This window comes from Pontiella desulfatans, from assembly GCF_900890425.1.
In the GTDB taxonomy this organism is placed as follows: Bacteria; Verrucomicrobiota; Kiritimatiellia; order Kiritimatiellales; family Pontiellaceae; genus Pontiella; species Pontiella desulfatans.
Genome location: NZ_CAAHFG010000005.1, coordinates 98,270 through 121,022, shown reverse-complemented (window position 1 = coordinate 121,022; position 22,753 = coordinate 98,270). Strand labels below are relative to the sequence as shown.

Annotated in this window: 17 protein-coding genes and 1 pseudogene; 1 reads left to right on the top strand and 17 read right to left on the bottom strand. The window is 53.1% G+C overall.

Annotated features, from left to right (window positions below):
- The gene (locus E9954_RS30915; protein WP_136083176.1) at positions 1-672 is read left to right on the top strand and encodes a response regulator; all 672 of its coding nucleotides are present in this window, start codon (positions 1-3) and stop codon (positions 670-672) included.
- 240 nt (positions 673-912) lie between these two features.
- On the opposite strand, the gene E9954_RS30910 is transcribed toward E9954_RS30915, so the two are convergent.
- From E9954_RS30910 to E9954_RS30830, 17 genes and pseudogenes are all read right to left on the bottom strand, one after another.
- The gene (locus tag E9954_RS30910) at positions 913-2,226 is read right to left on the bottom strand and encodes an alpha-L-fucosidase (protein WP_168442716.1); all 1,314 of its coding nucleotides are present in this window, start codon (positions 2,224-2,226) and stop codon (positions 913-915) included.
- 228 nt (positions 2,227-2,454) lie between these two features.
- Positions 2,455-4,266 carry an arylsulfatase gene (locus E9954_RS30905; RefSeq protein ID WP_407947784.1) on the bottom strand — a complete coding sequence of 604 codons (1,812 nt, stop codon included), beginning with the start codon at positions 4,264-4,266 and terminating at the stop codon, positions 2,455-2,457.
- A 67-nt stretch (positions 4,267-4,333) separates the two neighbouring features.
- On the bottom strand, positions 4,334-7,195 hold the full coding sequence (locus tag E9954_RS30900) for a hypothetical protein (RefSeq protein ID WP_136083173.1): 2,862 nt from the start codon (positions 7,193-7,195) through the stop codon (positions 4,334-4,336).
- 29 nt (positions 7,196-7,224) lie between these two features.
- Positions 7,225-9,183, bottom strand: coding sequence for a TIM-barrel domain-containing protein (locus E9954_RS30895; RefSeq protein WP_136083172.1), 1,959 nt, complete (start codon positions 9,181-9,183; stop codon positions 7,225-7,227).
- A gap of 72 nt (positions 9,184-9,255) precedes the next feature.
- Complete coding sequence (locus tag E9954_RS30890; protein WP_136083171.1) at positions 9,256-11,082, bottom strand: sodium:solute symporter family protein; 1,827 nt, start codon at positions 11,080-11,082, stop codon at positions 9,256-9,258.
- A gap of 1 nt (position 11,083) precedes the next feature.
- Positions 11,084-13,045 (bottom strand): hypothetical protein, encoded by a 1,962-nt coding sequence (locus tag E9954_RS30885; protein ID WP_136083170.1) that lies wholly within the window; start codon positions 13,043-13,045, stop codon positions 11,084-11,086.
- 826 nt (positions 13,046-13,871) lie between these two features.
- The gene (locus E9954_RS30880) at positions 13,872-14,528 is read right to left on the bottom strand and encodes a bromodomain-containing protein (RefSeq protein ID WP_136083169.1); all 657 of its coding nucleotides are present in this window, start codon (positions 14,526-14,528) and stop codon (positions 13,872-13,874) included.
- 4 nt (positions 14,529-14,532) lie between these two features.
- On the bottom strand, positions 14,533-15,588 hold the full coding sequence (locus E9954_RS30875; RefSeq protein WP_136083168.1) for a hypothetical protein: 1,056 nt from the start codon (positions 15,586-15,588) through the stop codon (positions 14,533-14,535).
- 12 nt (positions 15,589-15,600) lie between these two features.
- Positions 15,601-15,915 (bottom strand): hypothetical protein, encoded by a 315-nt coding sequence (locus E9954_RS30870; protein WP_136083167.1) that lies wholly within the window; start codon positions 15,913-15,915, stop codon positions 15,601-15,603.
- Positions 15,916-15,917: 2 nt separating this feature from the next.
- The gene (locus E9954_RS30865) at positions 15,918-16,112 is read right to left on the bottom strand and encodes a hypothetical protein (protein ID WP_136083166.1); all 195 of its coding nucleotides are present in this window, start codon (positions 16,110-16,112) and stop codon (positions 15,918-15,920) included.
- A pseudogene (locus E9954_RS30860) lies at positions 16,112-16,411 on the bottom strand (zincin-like metallopeptidase domain-containing protein); the annotation flags it as partial. The pseudogene E9954_RS30860 and the gene E9954_RS30865, both read right to left, overlap by 1 nt.
- A gap of 118 nt (positions 16,412-16,529) precedes the next feature.
- Positions 16,530-17,525, bottom strand: coding sequence for a tyrosine-type recombinase/integrase (locus E9954_RS30855; protein WP_136078975.1), 996 nt, complete (start codon positions 17,523-17,525; stop codon positions 16,530-16,532).
- Positions 17,522-18,469 (bottom strand): tyrosine-type recombinase/integrase, encoded by a 948-nt coding sequence (locus tag E9954_RS30850; protein WP_136078976.1) that lies wholly within the window; start codon positions 18,467-18,469, stop codon positions 17,522-17,524. Before E9954_RS30850 ends, E9954_RS30855 begins: the two co-directional genes overlap by 4 nt.
- Positions 18,466-19,713 carry a site-specific integrase gene (locus E9954_RS30845; protein WP_222847228.1) on the bottom strand — a complete coding sequence of 416 codons (1,248 nt, stop codon included), beginning with the start codon at positions 19,711-19,713 and terminating at the stop codon, positions 18,466-18,468. The genes E9954_RS30850 and E9954_RS30845 overlap by 4 nt, the downstream gene beginning before the upstream one ends.
- A gap of 126 nt (positions 19,714-19,839) precedes the next feature.
- Positions 19,840-20,460, bottom strand: coding sequence for an ArdC family protein (locus E9954_RS30840; protein WP_136083164.1), 621 nt, complete (start codon positions 20,458-20,460; stop codon positions 19,840-19,842).
- 195 nt (positions 20,461-20,655) lie between these two features.
- Positions 20,656-21,084: a JAB domain-containing protein gene (locus E9954_RS30835; RefSeq protein WP_136083163.1), complete on the bottom strand. Its 429-nt coding sequence runs from the start codon at positions 21,082-21,084 to the stop codon at positions 20,656-20,658.
- A gap of 767 nt (positions 21,085-21,851) precedes the next feature.
- Complete coding sequence (locus E9954_RS30830; RefSeq protein WP_136083162.1) at positions 21,852-22,676, bottom strand: RecB family exonuclease; 825 nt, start codon at positions 22,674-22,676, stop codon at positions 21,852-21,854.
- Positions 22,677-22,753: the final 77 nt, after the last annotated feature.

The following is a 22,753-nucleotide window of genomic DNA, read 5'->3' as shown; positions in this document are numbered from 1 at the left end:
ATGAAAAGAGCAATGCGTATCATGCTGGTGGAAGACAACCCCGACTACCGGGAAGTCATTGAAATGGCCATTAACAAAACCGCCGGCATGGAACTCACCGGAAAATACGGAGCCGCCGAGGTGGCCCTGAACAGCCTGCAGGATCGGGATTTGCGGATTGAACCGGACATCGTCCTCCTTGACCTGAACCTGCCGGCCATGTCGGGCCTGGAGGCACTCCCCTTTTTCAGAAGATCCATTCCCGATGCAAAAGTCATCATCCTGACCCAGTCCGATAAAGAAGCTGATGTCGTTACCGCCATCAGGCAGGGTGCTTCAGGGTATATCCTCAAGTCATCCACCATTAAGCAGATCAAACAAGGGATTCGCGATGTAATGGACGGGGACGCCCCGCTGGATGCCGGCGTTGCCACCCACATCATGAAAGCGCTGAAGGCCAAACCCATCAAGGAGCGGCCGGAACGGGAACTTTCTCCGAGGGAACTCGAAATCCTGACCCTGCTGGGTGAAGGGTTTGTTAAAAAAGAAATCGGCGACAAACTCGACATCACCTACGGCACCGTGGCCACCCATGTCCGAAACATTTATGAAAAACTGAACGTCATCAATGCCCCCGCCGCCATCTCCAAAGCGTACCAATCCGGCATCCTGCCAATGGACCCTGAAGAATAGTTATCAGGAAAATCACGCCCCCCTATCCATCGAATCGAAAACAAAAGAACCCCCCTGTGACGATTCGAATTACTAAACAGAATGCGATGCAGACGACGATGGATCTTTAGGCTGCAACCAGTGTCGGTTCGTGTAGATCTACCCCAAGTTCTCCAGTCATCATGAATAAAAGGGGCGGGGCCGTGTTTAATCCCTCAGCGTTCATTCATCAGGTAAGCCAAACCACCAAAGCGTGGAGATTCACTCACCTGATTTCTTGTTGCTGGCTAATGGATCGACAAGCGATCCATGCTGCTTGCGCGGAGCGCGACCCTCAACGGGCATCAGAGCAAGCTCCAACCCGGGTTCCAATTGCAACTTAACCACGCTGTGCAGGCTCCGTTTTTTTCCGTCTTTGATGCGAAGAGAGAGGGAATCATCGGACTGCAGAAAAGTAATGGTCTCGCCACCCAGTTCTTCACATGTCAGAACGGTGCGCGGCAGAGCGGGAAGCTCCAGAGTGCCATTCTCCCATCGGAAAATATGTAGGTAAAGCGTATCGTCTTTCATGCAGGAACCGCCCCACTGACCACTGATAAAGGGCCCACCTTCAGTTCCATAGATGCTTTCACCATACGTTTCGATCCAGGGCTTGAATTCTTTGAGGTTCTCGAATTCAGACGTACGAAGTGAGCCGTCAGCCATCGGCCCGATGTTCAGCAGCATGTTGCCACAGCCGGTCACACAGGCCGCCAGCATCTCGGCACATTTGTCAAAACTCGCCGTAATTGCTTCCGGTCGGTAGGACCAGCCACCATGCCCATCCGGCCCCTTGGACATCGGCATACAGGTTTCCCAGGGGAAATCTTTATGAAAAACACCGACCTTACCTTCCGGCGTATGAAAATCACCTTTAGTCAACTCAACGAGTTCCGGGTCCGGTGTTCCGGCCAGATGCCCGTGCACAAACTTGGCTGCGCGATCATTGACAATAATTCCGGGCTGAAGCTCATAAATCATGTCGAACAGCTCCTTGAAGCGGTAATCATTCCAGGCACCGGCCACATGATCAAACCAAAGCACAGAAACCTCGCCGTAGTTCGTCAGCAGTTCACGGATTTGCCCATGGTAAAAATCGTTATACTTGCTGTTGTCATCGACCAGGTAATCCGGATGGTACCAGTCCCGAGTGGAATAATACCAACCTAGCTTCAAGCCATATTTACGACAGGCCGCTGCAAATTCCCTGCAAATATCGCGCTTATAAGGCGTGTTCATAATGTTGTAACCAGACAATTCTGTCGGCCACATGGAAAAGCCGTCATGATGCTTGGCGGTAAAAACCAGGTATTTCATCCCCGCTTCTTTAGCCGTACGCACAATTTCGTCAGCATCAAATTCAACAGGGTTAAATTCTTTATGAAGTGCATCGTAGACCTCATCCGGCACATTATTCAATTCGCCCAGATGATCAAAGGGGTGGCTTTCACGCGCCCAGCTGATCTCCACCCCAGCTACACTGGAGGGTCCCCAGTGAATAAACATCCCGAATTTATCCTGCTGCCACCAGTCCATCTTACTGCTCTCAGCACAAGCCGAACCCAACAGTACTCCGACAGTCGCTAATAATCCCATCACGCGCTTACACATCTTCTGATACCCTCTCCAAATACAAATATACTGCTAAAATTATGGTGAAATACTACCGCACCGCTCTAAGCTGCACATCCACAGTTTGAGGTAGGCGGCGCAGTAGGGCCGAAATCGGCACATTGGTGGTCCGCATCTACCCTGCGCTACTCGTTAATCTTTCAACTGCGGGGGGCTCCGGCCATAAGCCGGATCATACACCGGGATTCCCATGCCCTGCGGGGTCTTCCAGCCGGAAACAGGGTTGTGCGTCACATACACATAATACGGAGCGACCTGCTCGCCTCCGCCGGAAAACAGCGGCGCCAGTTTCGCAACACCCTTCTTAAGCGGCACCCGAAAGGTGATCTCTTTCGCCCCTTCCGGAATCGATTTCGACTCGTTGAAAGCACCTATGGACAAACGGGCCGTATCAAAAGAAAACCCTTTTCCGCCGTTGGGATCATTAATGGCCTTATCAGCTTCAACCGGCCAACGCCGCAGCGAAAATTCATAGATACCGTCATGGTCGATCTCTATGGCCCAATACGCCGGCTTGGCACAGCGACCCTGCAGTACATGCGGTTGATTCCAGGCGACATCTTCAACCAGCCAGTCATGCGATGACAACGTAACAACCGGAGACTCATCGGAGCCGATCAGCATGTAACTGGTCAGATCGTGGTCCTTCGAAACATCGGTCCAGAATTGTTCATATTCTCCGCGCAGACGTTGAACAACTTCAGGATGATCCCCGCTGACATCAGTTTGCTGGCCGGGATCGGTTCTCATGTCATAGAGTTCTTTGCCGTCAATCAGCCGCCAGTCCTCGGTCATGACGCTGCAACTGCGCCACTTGACGGGATCCACTACCCGTTGTGTTTCCACCACAATGGAACGCTCCTGCCTGTTGTTTCCATCGTTATAAAGAAGGTCGTGAAGACTGAATCCATCAAACTGAATTTCCGGAGCGGTCAATCCGCACAGATCGATCAGCGTCGGCAGGATGTCTAGATGGGCAGTAAGATCTGAAATGCGTTGTTCCGTGCTGAGGCCGCCGTCGGGCCAGCGCAGGAAAAAGGGAACACGGTGTCCACCGTCATACTGCGAGCCTTTGGTTCCGCGCATGCCGGCATTGAATCCTCCATCATTCCATGTTCCGGCGGCCGTGCCGTTATCCGTCGTAAAAATGAGGATGGTATTATCGGCAACACCGCAGGTTTCCAATGTCTGGAAAAGCCGCGCCATGTTGTCATCGATGTGTGTAATCATACCGTAGAACTCAGCCTGCGGCACACCGGGTTTTCCAGTATACCGGTCGGCATATTCCTTCGGGCAGTAAAACGGGCCATGCGGTGCGTTGGGTGCAATATAGGCCAGAAACGGTGTATCGGCTTTGGCGTTGGCCTCGATAAATTCAATGCCTTCTTCAAACCAGACATCGGTGCAGAACCCTTCGAACCGCGTAAACGTTCCGTTTTTGATGTAGGTATCGTCGAAGTAATCGTTACCCCAGTAGTCCGGCGCCTGCCCGACCCCACCGGCCGGATGGTAGACGCAGTGCTGAAAACCGTTGTCTTCCGGGCGATAGGGATAAACATCCCCAAGGTGCCACTTTCCAAACAGGCCGGTCGCATAGCCATTGTCCGCAAAAATATCCGCCATGGTGATTTCACGACGGCGAATCATATTGCGGCCCTGAATGGTATGCCAAACCCCGACGCGATTGGAGTGCCGACCGGTCAGCAGAGCCGCCCGGGTCGGTGCACACGTGGTGTCGACATGGTAATTATCCAGCCGGACACTTTGTCCGGCCAGCCGGTCAAGATGGGGAGTACTGATGTACGGATTTCCATGACACGCCAGGTCGCCATAGCCCTGGTCATCGGTAATCACGATAACCACATTGGGCGACCTCACATTCGTCGCCTGTGGTTTGCCCTCCGAATAAGCCACTGCGGTAATTAAACCTGCCACAACGACCATCCTCATCAAACAGGTTCCCGCCATAGTGGTCCCTTTCCCGAATGTTGATGTATCAATCCGTTCAAAACTATTTTTTTGGAACCCGGATGAGGCTGCCTTCGGTCGTGCACTGAATCTCCATCCATGGGCGCGCGGCATTGTCGGCGGAAACCGAAACCGTTACGGGACCGTTCCCGCAGGAATAGTTTTGTTTTTGTACGTTCAGCTCTTCCACTTTATTCCAGTTCCGGTCGTAGACCGTGGCGGTATCGCCGCCCTTGTAGTCGAGATACTGACCGGTTGCAATCGTACCCATGATTCTGATCCGGCCTTTTCCACAGGTAATAACCGGGTTAACGAGTTCAGCATCCTTTTCGCGCAGGGCTTTGATTCCCTCAACAGAAATATCTGCATGCGTTGATGCCGGAACCTTGCCGAAGCCGATGTTCAGTTTATGAATATTATTGTAATCCGCATGCTTCCAGGTGGCCATACGCCACCCCCACAATCCTTCCGCCCAGGCGGCCTGCCCATGGGGAATCTCGATGTAGCGCCGTCCTTTGAAATCAACGGGAATCACATAATCGCGTTTAGGAAGCTGAACCAGCAGCAACGCGCCGGAACCATCCCCCTCAACCCACAGGCCCATGGCGCGGTTGGCGCTGAGATCGACCGTCTGCTCCCACTCCGGAAGTTTATCTCCGTTCCAGACCGCTTCCGCCCGGTCATTCCGGTATTTCAGGCGCAATGCGTTACCCTCATCCGACGCCTGAGTATCATTCAGATCCTGCAGGTTCGTTGCGGCCGGCGCCAAAGCCACATTGGCTTCATCCTCATAATCCGTTTCCCAAAGCACGCGCAGGACAAACTTCATCTCCTGTTCGTCATTGGGGTTATGCAGTTTCAGTTCATCGCCCGGCCTGATAAACTGCTTGGGAGCGATGCTGCCGTGCTCCTGGCCGACACACCATTTGACATCGCGTTCATTGTTCCGCGTCAGCACCTTAACCGGAACAATGAGGAAAGCATGGTCCTCTTCTTTCAGAACCTGCACCAGGTCATCTTCGGTATGCCGGTCTCCCAGCCAGATATTGTCGTTCCAGCGAACGCCTTTCCTGAGGATGGCCTGACGCTGTTCATCCGTCATAAGGTCACTGGCCTTTTTCCACTGCGCAACCAGCTTGCAGATATCGGCAGCGAGGCCGTGCGCCTTGAGATCTGAAATTCTTACGCCACGATCCTGTGTCTTAATCCCGAAGCAGGCGCTGCGGGTGGCCGCAACCTGACTAAGCTGGAAGTTCGCGTCCAGCATGGTCGTGGCCGGTCGCGACGGATGCTCCGGCATCAACGCCACATAGTATTGATGGCCTTTAATCGGCCCCACCAGCTTTTTCACGGCATTGAACTTATACTCAAAATTACATTCCGGCGGGCGTTCCGCGCTGCTGTCTGCCATGACCGGATGATCCAGTTGGGTATATACCTTGCATGCAAATTTGTTATAGCCCCAGCCGATCGATTTCGACGGCCCTTCATAACAATGGATCTCACCGCCGTCATACTCGGTGTTCATCACACCGCATTCATTCAGCAGACCGGCAAAATTACCGGCAATTTCATCGAGCAGCGTCGAATTATTGTCCGGCAGGAAATTCTGGTCATAGGTATCGATCAGCCCGGAAGCATCAGTCCCTTCAACATGAGCAGCAGCCTGGGTCGTGAATTTCCCGCGCTCGCAGTTCTTCAGCGTCCAGACTTCCTGATCCGTATTCTCGAAGGAGCCGACTTTAATGATCTCGTCCCCGATACGCATCATCTGGAAGTTGTGGAAAAAATGCATCGCCGGGGGCAGCCCATTAAAATTGTGCACATTGGCGCGGGGAATCCGGTACGGCAGCTCCACTCCGTTATCCGGCCGAAACTGGATAGTGGTCTGGGCAGCATCAATCTGCCCCACAAGTTTCCCGCCGCCCCAGCTCGCCAAGCGGCGGTCCGGTTTGGTGCCGATATAGACGGGGTCATTATAGCCGATTCCGCCGCTGACATAATGAAAGAGCAGCCGCATGCCCCTTTCCTTCAGGTAGGCAGAAAATTCCGCCACATCCTTCCGGCCGTCAGGGAATACATCCAGATTAATCCCGTCATTCGTCATATCGGTCGGCCAATAGGATCCGCGCCATACCCACGGCATCAGGTAGATCCCCTTCAGCCCGGCGGCCTCGGCGTATTTGGAGCCCTCATACAGGTCCTCCAGCGACTCGGCTTCGAACATCATGCGGCTTTGATCCGAAAACTCCGCCAGCCATTGTTTCATCCACTTTTTGGCGGCCGCGTAATCCCACTCGCCATTCACCGCCGGATGCGGAAGGTCCAATTCACCCCACATATGCAGCAAGGTATCGTCTTCATCCGTTTTATCCGTTGGACAGTAGAGCGCAAACCCGCCGAGCGGATCGTCCTTATAGCGGTGATAGAGGAAGGGCCAATCCACCTGAATCCGACCCTTCAGATGATCTAGGTGCGGGGTCATGAAGTCGAGCGCGAGTGCTTTCACATTCCCGCCTGCATTCATCTCAAAGTGCAGCGTCAGCGCGCTGGACTTCGGAATCCCTTTCAGTTGCCTGATCTGCAACCCCACATACTGATCGCCTTCCGTCAGATCGAAGATGATCTGCTGGGTGCGGTTCTCGGATTCAACGATCAGTTGATTCGAATCCCGAACCCAGACCACCGGCAGATCGATGACTGCTTTACTGGCATTCTTTAGATAAAAACCCCGCCCGGGATCGCCTACATTCAGCAGTTCCGTTCCATCCGGCAACGCAAACGATGCCGGCTTCCCGTCTGCGGCGAAGCGCAGCTTAAACCGTCCCGCCTCCAGCACCGCAGGAGCGGCAAAAAGGTTCTGGGCAACAAGAAGCAGCACAAACCATTTAATCACTTTTCTCATATTCTTCACCTTTTTGCCGCTCTCAACCCTTACAGGGAGTCGTTGTATTTCTTCCAGACGTCGCCCAGCAGTTTCCACTGCTCATCCGTGATCTTTTCCTTGGTCGTTTCCATACCAGTAACATAGTAGAGGCACGGATTCCCGATTCCCGGTTGGTACTGAGCATATTCTTCCCACGCTTCTAAACTCGGCATCGGATGCTGATCGGTATGAATCTCACACGCAGGCGCAACCTTCTGAGCAATCTTTGCACGATGATCCATCTGCGGAACAATGCTTTTCATATCCGTGTAGATATCCTGCAGGCGCAGCATGTCGATCACATCGTTGAAATATGGATTAAAGGTATGCGAGATAACCAATGCATCTTCCTTCGCTTCCTTCGCACCATAATAATAAAGCTCGATCATGTTATGAAGCGCCTCGTTGCCCCACTTGACCTCATGCTCACACCCAACCGGCTTCGTTGCCCGGAAACGCGGAATGAAATGGGTGTAGTCAAACTCAAACCCGTCCGCATTCAGCCCGTCCTCAGACAGCAGATACTTGATGCGGTCTTTAATGCGTTTAATGTATGCCGGGTTTTGCGGGTCAGCAACATACTTCCAGTTGGGATCGGTAAGGGTCGGTTCCGGCAGCGGATGATAGCGAGTCACCTTTTTGACATCACGCTTGCATGCTTTGTAGAAGACATCTGTATCCAACTCGAGCGAATAAAGTTCATCTTCATGAACCATCATGCTTTCCTCGACCGGAAGCGCTGAGCCTTTTGCCGACTTGCAGTAGCTCCATGGAGATACCCACAGGATGACCTTGCGGTCCTTCGCATGCTGATCGGCAATAAAGCCCTTGAGGTCCGGCCACAGTTCCGTATCGACTTCGAGATGTGACTCGTTCAGGAACCAACGGTTATCAATGATGAGGATGGTCGGATCAATGCCTTTCGACTCCAAGGTCGTGAGCATTTCTTCGTAGGCCGCCTGCGTGCAGAACCTATCACAGTTGTCTTTTGCCCAGTCATCATGATCACCACTCAAATAGTTATCCCAGCGGTTTGAGTGATAGACCTGCTCGCCCCACCCGCCGAAGATCGGCTTTTTCCACCAGGTCGGAGTTTCGCTGCGATCTTTCTTCGCCATGCATCCGTTTTCAGCCAAAAATGCCGTGTGGTCATCAAGGGCATCATAAACGTTCTTACCGGCTTCCATCATCAGGATTTTGGGACTTTCCCACTCCCCGTTCACTTCGGTGTAGCCATAATAATCGAGCTCAAGACCAAACCCTTCGCCACCACGATAGTGATAGCCCATGAAGCCGGCTTCGCCGGTTTTCACAGCAAGGCCGAGTGTGACCCAGTTCTTCTGTTCCTTATTTCCCATCATGAAGAGGAATGGAGCCGGGGTTGCGAGCCAGTCTCCGCCGAAGTAATGGCGATCCCCATCTACACGAATGCTTGCATCTTCGTAGAAGCCGAACACGCGCTTGTCAGCGGAGGTCACACAAAACGTATAAAGCACATCGAAGTTGGGGGTTGATGATGTCATGAAATCCTTGACCGGGCGATGGTAGGCCAGATGACGGCCCGGGCCGCAGAAGTAAGGATAAAAATATTTTTCGCGCGCGGGATCGTCTTTGAGGAAGCCTTCAAAGTAGCGAACGTTTTCGAGTTTGCCCTGCCCGTAGACTTTGTAGCCGTAAACAATCTGTTCTGTACCCAGCTCAAAGCTGTATTCCACTTTATCCCACAGGGTGGTTTTCCCGACAAACTGCAACACCGCAGTTTCGCCGGACTCATCGATCGTCGGCGCGCTCAATTCGATCAGCTCATCGATTCCGTCATCGCGGTCACAACCGGACGCCACGAAGAATTCAGCACCGATGCCGTTAGAGTACATAATGTTTACATGCAGCGGACGCTCCGCATCATACGTCAAGGTGTAGCAGTCGCCATTGACCTCCAGTTTACCGTCTGTTTTTTTTATATTCATATCTATCTCTCGATTTTTGGTTAACTATATTTTCCATTCGTCCGACCCGCGCCGGACTCCTAAATTATGATCTCAGCTTACGTCGTAGTCCTGCTGATCAAGGTCATCGTAGTGCGTTAAGGTGCTGTACAGCTTGAAGTAGGCTATAAACCCGGCTGCGGACACAGCCAGCAGCACCCCGCTCATCACCCATTGGCATGCGACCAGGTATCCGATTGCAAACAACAGGACAAAGAGACCGACAACCCCCGACAGCCAGGCCAGCAGGATTTTACTCAACGGCGAAGGCTGCGGTGTTTCCTCTCCACAGAGCTTCCGGATGCGCTTCCAGCCCGGCCCCGGCGGGACAGTGTGTTTATAAAATTTCTTCAGCGTCTCATCATCCACCGGCTTGGTCAGCAAGGTGGTAATGACCCAGATGACGGTCGTGGCCACCAGAACCAGCACCATTTTATGGCCGAAGTAAACAAACCAGTTATGGTCGGGAATCGCCTCGTTCGGCTCCCAGATGTGCAGTTTCGGCACCAGAATAAAATCAATAAAGAGCGCGACAACAATGGAACCGACCATGGCGGCAATCTCGGACCATATGTTGGTACGGGACCAGAGCCAGCGGAAAACAAAGACCAACACACCGCCGATCAGGTACAGCGGCATGCGCAGAAGAATCTGCGTGATGCTGTCGAACTGGAAGGCAAACCAGACCCCGAATACGGCGAGTCCCAATGAGAAAGCCCGCGATGCCCAGACATAATGATGCTTGCTCTTGCCTTTCACGACAAATCGGCGATAGAAATCGTTCACCATCAGCGATGAACCCCAGTTCAAAATCGTGGAAATAGTGGACATGAAGGCGGCAATCATTGCCGCGCCCATAATGCCCAGCATACCGACCGGCATCAGTTTAACAATCATCGCCGGATAGGTGCCATCATAGTTTTCTAGTCCGGCGGCTTCGTTGGTGGCACCGAGAATAATGATGGAAGCCAGCCCCGTCACGATCCACGGCCAACCGTTCAGTACGTAGTAGCAGAAGCCGAACCACAGGAGCGAATGCGATGCATTCTTCTCATCCTTCGATGCATAGATGCGCTGCCCCATAAAGCCGCCGGAGGTGGACAGCTCAATACTGTAGATCAACAGCCAGCCAATAATCAGCATCCAGCTGAAATTCGGATTCCAGGCAGAGGGATCGGGAATGACGCGCATGGCACTTCCACTCCAATCAGGAACAGCCATCAGCTGTTCCCGCATGGCGACCAGGCCTCCGCACTCCTTGACCGCGGCAAAAGCAAGATAGATGGTGCCGAATGTAGCAACGATGTACTGAATGAAGTCCGTGGCAACCACCCCCCAAAGACCGGAGCTGATGGAATAAACCAAAACAATGCCCATGAAGATCATGGTGCCGATATATCGATCTATACCGAACAGTGATTCGAGAATAACGCCCATGGCAAGCGTAACCCAGCCCAGCGTTACGGCCGCCTTGAAGACCCCGCCGTATACCGCGTTAAATCCCCGGAAAACCGTGGCGGCCTTGCCTGAATACCGCATCTCTAAGAGTTCAACTTCGGTCACTACCCTCGCCCGGCGCCACAACCGCGCAAACAGCACCGCAGCCATCACCACACCAAATCCGGGTATAAAGAACAGCCAGCCTGCATCCAGACCGAATTGTCTCACGTTTCCAGTATGAAAAAGCGGAGTATCCGCGGCAAACATGGTGGCGACAATAGATGTCCCGGCTATCCACCAAGGAAGCTTCCGGCCGGCAAGAAAGTAGTCATCGGTACTGCCGCTGGCTTTTTTGACAAACAACAGGCCAACAATAATACAGACCACAAAATAGATGATTACCACGATCCAATCGATCAGGTGGAGGTTACCAAACGACATTTCAGATGTCCCCTTGTTCTTTTAATTCCCACAGTTCGTACCAGGTTGCGTCAGACGGGGGTACAGAGACCGGAAGACAGTCCCCCTCCACAGTCCCGGTCGCGCCGGATTCCGCCTTATAGCCCCAGGTCTTTTCGCGCCCCTCAAATCCGGGGACCGAAAGATTGATCCCGCCGGACAACTCCAGCTCTGCCGGGTTATACACTACGACTAGGGCCTTTTCTTCCCGCCCGGTATCGAGCAGATGCATGACCGCATCAAGATGCTCCCCGTCAGGTTTCTTGAGATGGAGCAGATACCCTTGTTTAAAATACTCGGAATGATCTTTCCAGAAGGTCAGCCAGCGCTGCACGACCGCCTTGCTCTTCGGCCCTTCAAAGGGCACTTTGCAAAAAGGTTTTCCCTCAAATCCGTAGCCATATACATTGGCTAGGTAGGCGTTGTATTCATCTGCATGTTCTTCCATCGGTACCAGCAGATCCGGCGCATCCTCATCCGGACTCCAGGCAACGATCGGAAGGACTGTTGTGGCCTGCTCAGGCCGGTATAGCTTCGTAAAATCATAAGCGGCTTTGCGGTTCGCCAGAATCTGCTGCTGGATCGGTTTATCACCGAAATCGCCCTCTTCATAACCGGTCGTCGTAATTCGGCTCATGCCATGGGCAAATGCCTGGAATCCCTGGGCCGCCTCGCCATGAATACCCGACGCTTTCATCCTTTCGTAGAAAGTCTTCTGATATTCCCACGCCAGCATCTGATTCGGTCCGCCGGGTTTCACGGAACGGTTTTCAGCCACAGAAATATCGCCATAGTAAGGGCCATCCAGATGGTAGGCATCAAAACCGCCCTTATCAATCGCCTCCGACAGCTTCCGGTTCACCACCTCGCCCCAGCCCGCTGCGGGATCCAACGTAGTACCCCAACGACTGCTGTCGTCGTCATCCGCCCAGATCAGTTCCCAGTCATGGTCCGTATAGGCTTTAGGGGTATTCGCCCCCTCTTCCATCCAGGTGTTGACATAGATAGAATAAAATGAAATCTGCAATCCTTTCGCGTGCGCGTAGTCCGACAGCTTGCGGATATCATCCCACCCATTTTGAAACAGCTCCGGGCGCAGCGCATAATCGCTGTAATTGGTAAACAGGGGCGACGTCATCACGCCCTTGATCCAGCCGTGATTCAGATGGACATATTCAAAGCCGGCTTCAGCAACCCGGTCAATGCCCACATAATATTCCTCAACCTTCGACGCCGGCGCCAGGCTGCAGCCCAGCGCACGGTCACAAGTCCACGGGAAAAGCGCGCGGGTCGCCTTGCGGACCGCCAGGCCCGCCTCTTCCGTATTCGGCACAACAAACTCATACACCTTAAATGACTCAAAACGTTCGCCGGCCCTCAGCTCCCAATCCATATCCACCGGATAGGCAAAGCAGTATGCCTCTTCACCGGGATTCAGAAAGGCATCGATATACCGGCGATGTTTTTCGATCCAGGGGCTGTAAACTCGTTTTCCATCCACCGTAAGCGCGTCACGGACATAATCGTCCTCCAGCAACAGTTTATGACTTTTTCCGATCAACGGTTTGATGCGTTCGACTTGTATGCCGTTGATGCATATCTCCCGCGGACCTTCGTTTTCCACATTGATATGCTTAGTCAGCGCCGGAACATCGTCAAAGGCCTCGTACACCAGTTTCACGACCACACCGGAAAGTTCAGGTTGTTCACCGCAGGTAATGATCAGTTGCTGACCCCTCGGAGTCTTTACGGTTTCTGCAGAACAGCCCGTGCTGCCCAGCACATATTCGATCCCGTCAATCGTGACCGTCGCTTCATCCGCAACCGAGATATCCGCGAGCGGTTCATTGCCCGTTCCGGCATAAAATGCCATTGAGCGCATCGACCCGGCATCGAACACCAGTTCCCGCTTCAAATATCTGCTTTCTATTACCGCTCTATTCATCTACAGCTACTTTAACCCTAAGTCTTTTATGTATAATGATATACCGACATAGCCCAACACCTACGCCGTGTATAAGGATTAAAATATAGCCTTTCCTTTCAATGCCGCTATCTACCGTATTGGGGATAAGCCCGACTTGAGAGGGTTAATACCCGGTCATCGCGATAGGTATCATTTGGAAAATTAATCGCCATCAGAGCGCAGTCCCGATCCTGGAATGAAGCCGAAGGCACATATAATCCTCAGCCCGATCCTCAATAGAAATTTACATCCCTACCTTTTGACGACCTGACCACACTTCCTGTTCCATTTAATGATAGCCCGAAGCAACCGCCCCCAAATGGAGATTCCGGATTTACGATAGCGACCGCCTTCTTCTACATGAGGGGCTAGCCGTGATGCATACTTCAGCTGCTGGCTGACATCCTCCAGTTCGACCCTAGCGCCGTGGAGGTCGCTTTCTTGTCAGGGATCAGTGGGATAAGGGAGTTAGTGGCTCTGGACTGTGATCGTGCGTGAGGGAGTCCCCTAGAGAAACGATCCTTATCCAGTACACCCTAAATATGAAACCCATTCCGGGCATGGGGGCCCGTATTCATAATGTTATTAGGCTCGGCTCTTCATCAAATACGGGGGCGATGGCGATCCCTGACTGCCAAAATAGCAGTTGAATTAAATAAGCAGATCGAAATGCAAACTTTTCATTTGCAAAGGAGTTAAGTGGTCGGCCTGAGTGGATTAAACTTGCACCGTCAACACTCCCAGTAACGATCCATGAAGCAAAAAAGAAGAGAGCGGATAATGGCACCGCTCTCTCTCAGGCGGCCTAGGCCGCCTTGCGCTTGACCAGCGCTGTCCACCAAGGGGCGGACTCTTTCTTGGATTGTTGTTTTACTACTTTCATTTTCCGCAAATGGCGCAGACGGCCAAGCTGCATACTTTGCAGTTGCTCACTGATTTTTCCGTCCAGCTTCATTGGCATAACCACAACCAGCGAAAGATCATTCCGAAATGTCAGAGGCATAATATACCCATCCTTTTTCTGAACGAATACCTCTCCGAATTCATCGGCATCAAGCGGCATGAGCTTTGGATCCACATAGCACCCCAAAGCCGCCCCGATCCACATGGCGAACCGAGGGCTTTTGCCTACGACACTGTATGTGGATTCAGGCTCCAGGTTGGGGATGACCTTGCGGTAGTCGGGATAGCGGACTTTTATCGGACTAAACACGAGCCGGATCTCCCGGGCGTTGTTTACCTCGATCTCATACAGACCTGGCTCCGCCTTGATCCTGAACAGATCACGGCGCAGTCGCAGGCCATCACATCCAACGGCATAAACACCGCCCTTCGTCTTTTCAACGAGGATATAATGGAGTTCTGGACGCATTTTGTCTTTTCCGACACACGCAAGCAAAGAGCGCATGCGGTGGAAATCGGGATCACCCCGATCTCCATTTTTCAGTTCTATTGCTTTCACTTTATTACCTCTCGCTTTTGTCTTCAGTTTCGATCCGGCTGAGAACATCGCGCTGAACACCGTCGATAACAGGCACGATACCTGTTTGCGAGTCATACAGAGTTAACTGGACCAACTCATCGAGATATTCGTTCAGGCTGCGCTCAAGCACCGGGCGGTTAACGCTGACGGTGTGCCTGTGGTCAATGAGATCAGCCGCAGTCAGGCCGATGGCCAGCCACCAACCAGCACCTTTTACAAACTTACCGCCAACACGTGCGCCTCCGGTCAACAGCCTATCACCACCGGCCTTAACCACCAGACTCCGGAGTTGCCCGCTTCCGACCTTTACAGCCTTGGCCACGGCAATACCGCTGCCGGCCATCACCGCCTTTGTCACGACAGGCACCTGTCTTCCATTTTCAATGGACAGTGTTAATCTCGACAGCCCTTCGAGGTACTGCGGCCAATCGGCCTGCGCAATCTCGAATTCCGCTTCCAGCCCTGATAACTGCTGACTCAGGGACTGGAGGTAAACCTCCACGCTCACGCGGCAAATGCTCTCAACTTTAAGCTGTGCACTTGAAGGATGAAGAACCCGTGCGGCATACGCCTCACTCACCACATCCTCCAGACGCTCAGCCGCTGTCGGTTGTTGTCCGGCAATGGCTTCAACAAGTACCGTATCTGCCAGGTGGTATCCCAGCGCACGTAACTCAAGCGAGTTGGCTGTAAGGTAACTGAAATACCAGTCACAGAATTCGACATTGCGACGACGCAGGCCGTCAACCCAATGCCGGACCGATTCTTCTGCATGACGAGCAGCTTTATCCCTTGCGGAAACTGCGGCGGCCCTGACACGAAGATCGATCTCACTCATGGATACCACACGAACCGTTTGCTTGCGCGGAAGCTCCGTATTTGGCTCCTGACGACCTCCACTGCAAAAACGCAGTGAGAGCAGCACCAACACCAACAAAGCCAACATGGGCCATTTCCATTGGAGGGAAAAGCGTCGTCGCATGGTGCCTCGGCGTTGAGACGGATAATCTTCTTCGTACTCATCATATTCATCGTACATTTTCGATCTCCTTTAATACTCAGCTGGAAGCAATATCGTCGTTACCGACCGATCCGCTTCAGTTATGGCCCACAGCCGTTCACCGTCCGGCAGCCGATAGGCTGAGAGAATTCTCAACCCGGCCGCTACTGCTTCATCATTTGCCAGCTTGTCTTCATCGCAGAGGTCACCCCATTCACCGCGAACATGTCGCTCAAGGTATTCGGTGCAGCCTTTGCCATTTTCTTCCAACGCCGCCAACGCGCCCGGTGTCGCCACCAACCGCCCCAACGCAAAAAGCCGAACCTTTTTCAAGGCTCGGCCGTCTAACACATTACTTTCACTCATTGTTATTCTCCTGGTATTGATTCCTTACGTATGGCCTCAACGGAGCCAACGAATAACTCGTACTCGTTGGCTTCGCTTTCACCACTTTCAATTTCTGAAACCGCCAAAGTGAATAGATCAACAATCTCACTCTTACGGCTGGGGAACTCAGCAATGGCCGCATGGGCATCTGCTAATAACTGCTCTCGGTAACTCACTACGCGGCCTCCTTCATCTCGGTTGACTGTTCTGCAGCCTTGGCATCCATAATGAAATCGAACGCCTTCTGTGCATCACTACCCGCCCTGATGAGCATGGCCGGATCACTCTTCAGCTTTTCCAACCACCCACGCAAATAACTAGCCTGATTGGCTTCGGTAGACATCAGGGTCCCTGCATACCCGCATAGGAAGGCAGCGGTCATCTCCGCGGCTAATTCTTCGCGGGAATACGCATGACTTCCAAACGTCGTCGGCGTCATAATCTCTTTACGCCCAACCCGGGATTCATGACCGGTAGAATGCGCCTTATGCCGATATCGGCATAAGGCGCATTATGCCGACACTGGGATTATGCCGTACCGAATGATTTCACCCTTGCAGTCAAAGGGTGTTCGGTACGGCCATTAGGCATAATTATAGGCCTTCGAGGAAGGCGAGTAGCTTGTCAGCGGGGAGATACCGCCCTGGTTTCGAGGCCGTTGCCATCACTTTTTCCAACGCCTTTTCCTTAAGGTGCAGATCGGCGTGCAGGTAGATTCTCGTTGTTTCAACGGATTCATGGCCAAGCCATAGCGAGATAACGGTTTGATCCACCCCGTGGTGCAGCAACTCCATGGCGGTGCTGTGCCGAAGCACATGCGGACTCACCCGCTTGGTCGCCAGCGAGGGGCAGGTTTTCGAAGCCGTGAGCGTATGCTTTCGCACAAGATGTTCCAGGGCGTCTCGACTGAGTTTCCCTCCCCTGATGGTTGGAAAGAGCGGCCCGTCTTCAGTTCCGCCATACCGCCGAAGCCAGTTCTTCATGACCAAAAGGGTTTCTTTCCTGAGAGGCGTGAGGCGCTGTTTTCGACCTTTACCCATACACTGGACATGCGCACCAGTTCCGGCAATGAGATCGCATTGGCATAGGTTGATTAGCTCCGATGCTCGAAGTCCGGTTTGCAGTGCCAGTGTCAGGATGGCATGATCGCGTTGCCCGATCCATGTGGACCGGTCCGGCGCAGACAGCAGCGCATCCATTTCCCGGCGGTCCAAAAACTCCACTGTACGTTGCTCATGGCGCTTGCTGGGCATGGACAGTATTCGCTGGCATTGGAGCAGGTATGCCGGTTCGGTCATGGCCACGAATTTGAAGAAGGACCGGATGGCGGCCAACCGGGCATTGCGGCTGCGGGCGCAGTTGCGGCGCTTGTTCTCAACATAGGCGAGGAAGTCGCCCACCAGTTCGGTATCCAGATCTTCGACCCGGAGTTTCGTCGGCACCTTGCCGTGTTGTTCCCCGGCAAAGCGCAACAGCAGGCGGAAGGTATCCCGGTAGCTGGCGATCGTATTGGGACTTGCGTTTATCTGGATGGTGAGCCGGTCGGTGAAGAACAGTTGAACCAGAGCGGGTAGTGTCAGCGCGTTCATGATTCCACCTCCCTTGCTGCGGATTCTTCCGCACGGCGGGACGCCAGTTCTAGCAGTTCAGGAGCCGCCTCGATGTACCAGTAGGTGTGTGCGGGCTTTTCATGCCCGAGGTAGGTGACGAGCTTGATCATTTCCTGGGCCGGATCCTTTCCATCCCGGTACCAGTTGAGCATCGTGCGGACGGCGAAAGTATGCCGCAGGTCATGGATGCGCGGCCCGCGCCCGTGCCGGAAAAACTTCTGAACCGGTCGCAGCCCGACACGCTGACATACGATGGCGAAGTTGTAGCGGGCGGCGCAGGCGTCCAGCCGTTCCCCATGATCCGAGATAAAGAATGCCGAGGGTGTCGATTCGTTTAGCCGATCCCTTTCGACGGCATAGGCAACCAGCCGTTCCGCTGTATCCGTAGAGACCGGCAGCAAGCGTTCCTTGCCCAGCTTTCCTTTTCGTACGGCAACGACTCCATTCTCGAGATCGACATCGGCAACATTGAGCGAAACGGCTTCGCTGATTCTCATGCCGGTAACGGCGATGAGTCCGAAGAACGTCGAGTAGGTCAGCGGACGGATGCCGTTGCGGGAAGGAAGCTCCGCTGCGGCTTCAACGATCATCTTGATTTCCTCTTCGCTGTAGATGTAAGGCCGGGAGCGGCGGACATGGCCGGGTATCAGTGATTGCGGCGGCACTTCGTGGCGGGGGTCGATGCCGTGCATCCACTGGGCGAAGATTCTGACCACTGTCAGTCGTCTCGACCAGGTTTGCGTGTTTGCATGCCCGAATGCCTCCTTCCAGCGAAGGAAACAGCCGGTGCTGATGTGCGCCGCTTCTTCCTGCTCCATGAACTCGATGAACCTGCGAAGGATTCGTTCATCCGTATTCAGTTTATACCCAAGGCCTCGCCGGATGGACAGGTAGCGCTCAAGCTCTCTATTCAAGGTTTTCATTGGGCACCTCCTTCTCCGGGCCAAGGCAAGGCGATTGATCGCAGGCCGTCCACATCCATCCGCGCATAGAGCATGGTTGTTGTCTGGCTCCGGTGGCGAAGCAGGTTGCTGACCTCGTCGAGTGATGCGCCCTGCCGCACGAGGTTGGTCGCCAGGCTATGCCGCAGTATGTGCGTACAGGTATACGGTATTGGCGGCGTCAGTCCGCTTTTCGCGAACGCTTTCACAAGAACCGTATTCAGTACCTCGGCGTTTTTGAATGGCTTGTGCGGCGCGTGGTTCGACACGAAGAGCGTTCTCGACTCCGTGACCCGGTCGTTCCGGATGTACTCCACAATGGCTTCGCCCACGTCGGTCGGAAGGGGAAGCCGGTCATGCCGACCGCCCTTGCCCCTGATGACGATCTCACCGGCCCTCCAGTCGATATCATCGACTTGAATACGGATCACCTCCTGTGGACGCAACCCGAGCCGGGCGAGCAGCAGCACCATCGCATGGTTCCGTCGACTCGTAGGTTTATTGCCACGAACCGCATCGACCAGGACTTCGGTTTGTTCGGAAGTCAGATGCACGGGCAACCGTTTCCCGTAGCACTGGGCCACGCTTGGAATGCCCTTGGCGAGGTTGGCCCCGTTTCGCTTGGTCTGGAACAGGAAGCGAAAGAAGCTCCTCAGGTGAGTGGAAACCGTCTTATTCCGTACCGGCGGTTTTCTGCCGGTTACATGCTGGAGGAAGTCAATGATGTCGGTCGCCGTGATTTTTGAAAGGTCTCCAGCCTCTTCACCGAAGCGGTATTCAAGAAAACGGTTTGCCTGGTGCCAGCAACCAAAGATCGTACTTTCACTCAATCCGCGTTGTCGGCGCAGGTAGGATTCGTATTCCTTACGCAGTTCCTTTCTTGCGATTTCCTTCTCCGTCGGGGGAGGTGGAAGCTGTCCCACTCCCCGGTCATGCAGGAAGCGAACAAAGCGCTTTGCGATCGTGACGGCGTAGTAGTGACGTCCTTCGGGCCATCCCTGCCTGTCCACAAGATCCAGAACCAATGCCTCGTTCAACTCCCCGACGGCGATTCCGTCTGCTTTCATGGTCGCCGCAAGAGCCCCCACGCACCGCATGTATTGCTGGACAGTATTGGTCACATAGTTGTGGCCGACAAGATATTGCCGGAAGGAGGACACGTGCTCCCCGAACAGTTCGCGGGCGGTTACATGGGCTTCATTCGTTGTTTGTTGATGCGTATTCATTTGTTGCTCCTTATCGTTGTTAAGGAGCAAATCGGAAACAAAACACAACATCTTGCAAGATCGATTCTTGCAATGTTATGCCGAATCAGTTTCTCGAATTCACCCGGCAATCAATTCCATTGAAACTCAATTCGGCATAATCCCAGTGTCGGCATAATGCGCCAGCTCATGGAATAGCGCAGCATAGTACGACTCCCCCGAATGGAATACTTCCGGATCAGGCATAGCGACTCGGTCCAATGCCGGGGAATACGATGCCTGCCTGCAGCCGTGTTTGATTACCGGACAGTCGGGCATCGAAGCCACCAACTGCTCCGCGATCTCCAACGGCGTATGTTCCCGTTTTGGTATTTCAACCACGGGCACCTTACTCTCCGGTAGCCCATCACATTGCTCAACGTTGAACACGCGGTAGTACCTCAACATCGCATAGCCTTTCGCCTCGGAATCATCCTCCTTCGAATCCACAAAGCGCCAGAACACGACTGGGCAGGATTTTTCACCCTTGCGGACAGCTCCCCCCAATGCCGTAACCTGCTTAAAACTCAGGAAGTACGGGCTGGCGTACCCCAACATGTGCAACAAAAACACATTTACACCGCGATACGGCTTCTTTGAGATGAGGTTCCGGGGCATCAACGAGAATGATGTCCACGGTTTCTTCCACGGTAACTCACCGCTGCTTGCTTCCACCCGCTCTATGAGTCGGGCGGTGATCATTTCATTAATCTTTTGATATGCACTCATGGCATGTCTCCTTTCTGGGTTTAGTTAAAATGAAGGAGGCCGCCCCTCCAACGGGGACGGCCTCCGGCGTCTTCGTGTCACCCGGTGGTGACGCTTGGCGGTGCAATTGTGAAAAGGGCAACGCACCGGAGCCGCACCCGGTGAAGGATGCGGCTCCGATGCCTTTATTGTTTGGCACAGTGTTCCAAAACCGGCTCAGAACTTGACCAAGCCTGCTTCCTTGAGGCTCAGGTGGTCAGACCCCAGGATGACGTGATCCAAAACTCGGATCCCGAGAACCTCACCTGCTGACACCAGTTGCCGGGTTATCTTGATATCCTCCGCCGATGGTGTTGGATCTCCAGACGGATGGTTATGTGCCAATATCACGGATGACGCACAGTCCAGCAGCACGGGCTTGAAGCACTCGCGAGGATGAACCAAGGTCGAGCTGACCGTACCGATGCTGACCAGGTGCTTATTGATAACGCAGTTCTTGGCATTCAATCCGATAACAACGAAAGCCTCCTGCGTCATGAGTTTCATGTCCCGGAGGTATTCGGCGACGTCGTCAGGCTTTATTAACTTCGGTCCGTACTCGGTTGTTTCCCGAACGGCTAATTCTGTTTGTAATGTAAGTACCATCGTTCATTCCTTTCTCTGTGTTTATTGAAAGCGGTTGGTAAAGAAATGAAGGCGGTATAGAAGTAAGTCAGACGGCTCGCAGATCGCATTGCTGTCGAAAACGGGCCGCGCGCTGGAAATTATGAAGTGCGGTGAATACACTTCCAATCGGAGGGCTGGAATTGTGATTTATGCGTTTTTACTAAGGTTTACGCACAAGAACCGGGTTGCAAATGCAATCTGCAACCCGGTTCACGGTATTTCTGAACATGAAATCTCCCCCATATACCGGTACCTACGACCATAGTTCAGCACCACTTGAACGGTAACTGCTTATAATCTTATTTTTAAAAAATAAGTTTTTAAGCAGTTAGACCATTCGAAAGTGGCCTCTCACAGCTCCACTCTCTACAGGCCGCTTTACCCCGAAATCGGCGCAGGCGAAGGACTGATGATTGGGGTAAACATTTCATTCCTTTCTCTGTATTTATTGAAAGCAGTAGAGAGGAATGAAAAGGGCTGCTGAGCACTTGCAGATCGACTTGCGGGCAGAAGTCGGCGGCTAACGGCAAATTCGGAAATTGCGGTTAAAGGACACTGAAAAGGGACGTCAAAAACGTAGTTTTCGCGCTTTTACAGGGGTTTTTGCAAATTTAACCGGGGTGTAGCCGCCGCCTACACCCCGGTTCGCGGTATTTCTGAACACGAAATCTCCCCCATATACCGGTACCTACACACCGACTTCAGCGAAAGAAGCCACTAAAAACTTATTGCGAATGCATAAGTTATTAAGCAGCTAGATCGTCCGAAAGTGGCCTCTCACAGCTCCACTCTCTGCAAGCCGTTTTGAATCCACAGTCAGCGCATGCGAAGGAATCATGATTCGGGTAGAAGATTTCATTTTTCACGATGTCTTCCGCCACAGCCACCAACTTGCACAGCCGCCGCCAGTCATCCGGAGTGCGAGCCGTTTCATGGGACTCGAATACCGGGGTTTTGTTCTTAACCGCGATATCGAACCTCAGACCAGGGTTTATGCCGTGAGTCAAGTTGTACGACATTGAATACGCTATGCCCTGCATCGATGCATGGGCCTTCGCTGGATTCCAACGGGTGGCCGATGTTTTCTGGTCCACCACGGTTATGTCCCCGTCCTTTTCAACGACCAGGTCCCACGCCCCAATGAACGGCTTGGACATGAACTTTCCCTCATGCTCAATGGGCACGATGAACGGCGACTCAACGGCTACAATACGCTCTGAATTGTCGATATTATCCCAGGCGACTTTAACCAGACCACGGCCCTGTTCTTCGACGCCTGCGGCATCCAGCTTCTTATATTTAATGAGTTCTTCCTTCGATGATCGACGCCAGTCCTCCGTATACAACTCCAGCACCTCATCTATCGTGAGGGGCAGTCCGTTCTTACGTGCGAGATAAACCTGCTCAAGGGTGCGGTGATAAACACTGCCGGCCACCAGGTTCACTGATGTATGTGATGGTTTCAGTTTATCGACCTTCTGGAACTTCCAGGCCAGTGAACAGATGTTGATCAACTGGTTCAGCGAGCTGTAGCTCCAGTGCGGCCGCTTACGTAATTCCGATAATTTCATTGCATTATTCCTTTCATAAAGAAACCCCGCCGCATCACAGTGATACGACGGGGTTGGTTTAGGTTTTGGGGTGGACA

Coding starts and splice junctions, on each gene's coding strand:
- E9954_RS30840 (WP_136083164.1), bottom strand. CDS start 20,460: ATGAGTGCATATCAAAAGATTAATGAAATGATCACCGCCCGACTCATA.
- E9954_RS30845 (WP_222847228.1), bottom strand. CDS start 19,713: ATGAATACGCATCAACAAACAACGAATGAAGCCCATGTAACCGCCCGC.
- E9954_RS30900 (WP_136083173.1), bottom strand. CDS start 7,195: ATGAGAAAAGTGATTAAATGGTTTGTGCTGCTTCTTGTTGCCCAGAAC.
- E9954_RS30850 (WP_136078976.1), bottom strand. CDS start 18,469: ATGAAAACCTTGAATAGAGAGCTTGAGCGCTACCTGTCCATCCGGCGA.
- E9954_RS30870 (WP_136083167.1), bottom strand. CDS start 15,915: ATGAGTGAAAGTAATGTGTTAGACGGCCGAGCCTTGAAAAAGGTTCGG.
- E9954_RS30915 (WP_136083176.1), top strand. CDS start 1: ATGAAAAGAGCAATGCGTATCATGCTGGTGGAAGACAACCCCGACTAC.
- E9954_RS30905 (WP_407947784.1), bottom strand. CDS start 4,266: ATGGTCGTTGTGGCAGGTTTAATTACCGCAGTGGCTTATTCGGAGGGC.
- E9954_RS30835 (WP_136083163.1), bottom strand. CDS start 21,084: ATGGTACTTACATTACAAACAGAATTAGCCGTTCGGGAAACAACCGAG.
- E9954_RS30910 (WP_168442716.1), bottom strand. CDS start 2,226: ATGGACTGGTGGCAGCAGGATAAATTCGGGATGTTTATTCACTGGGGA.
- E9954_RS30875 (WP_136083168.1), bottom strand. CDS start 15,588: ATGTACGATGAATATGATGAGTACGAAGAAGATTATCCGTCTCAACGC.
- E9954_RS30855 (WP_136078975.1), bottom strand. CDS start 17,525: ATGAACGCGCTGACACTACCCGCTCTGGTTCAACTGTTCTTCACCGAC.
- E9954_RS30895 (WP_136083172.1), bottom strand. CDS start 9,183: ATGAATATAAAAAAAACAGACGGTAAACTGGAGGTCAATGGCGACTGC.
- E9954_RS30830 (WP_136083162.1), bottom strand. CDS start 22,676: ATGAAATTATCGGAATTACGTAAGCGGCCGCACTGGAGCTACAGCTCG.
- E9954_RS30890 (WP_136083171.1), bottom strand. CDS start 11,082: ATGTCGTTTGGTAACCTCCACCTGATCGATTGGATCGTGGTAATCATC.
- E9954_RS30885 (WP_136083170.1), bottom strand. CDS start 13,045: ATGAATAGAGCGGTAATAGAAAGCAGATATTTGAAGCGGGAACTGGTG.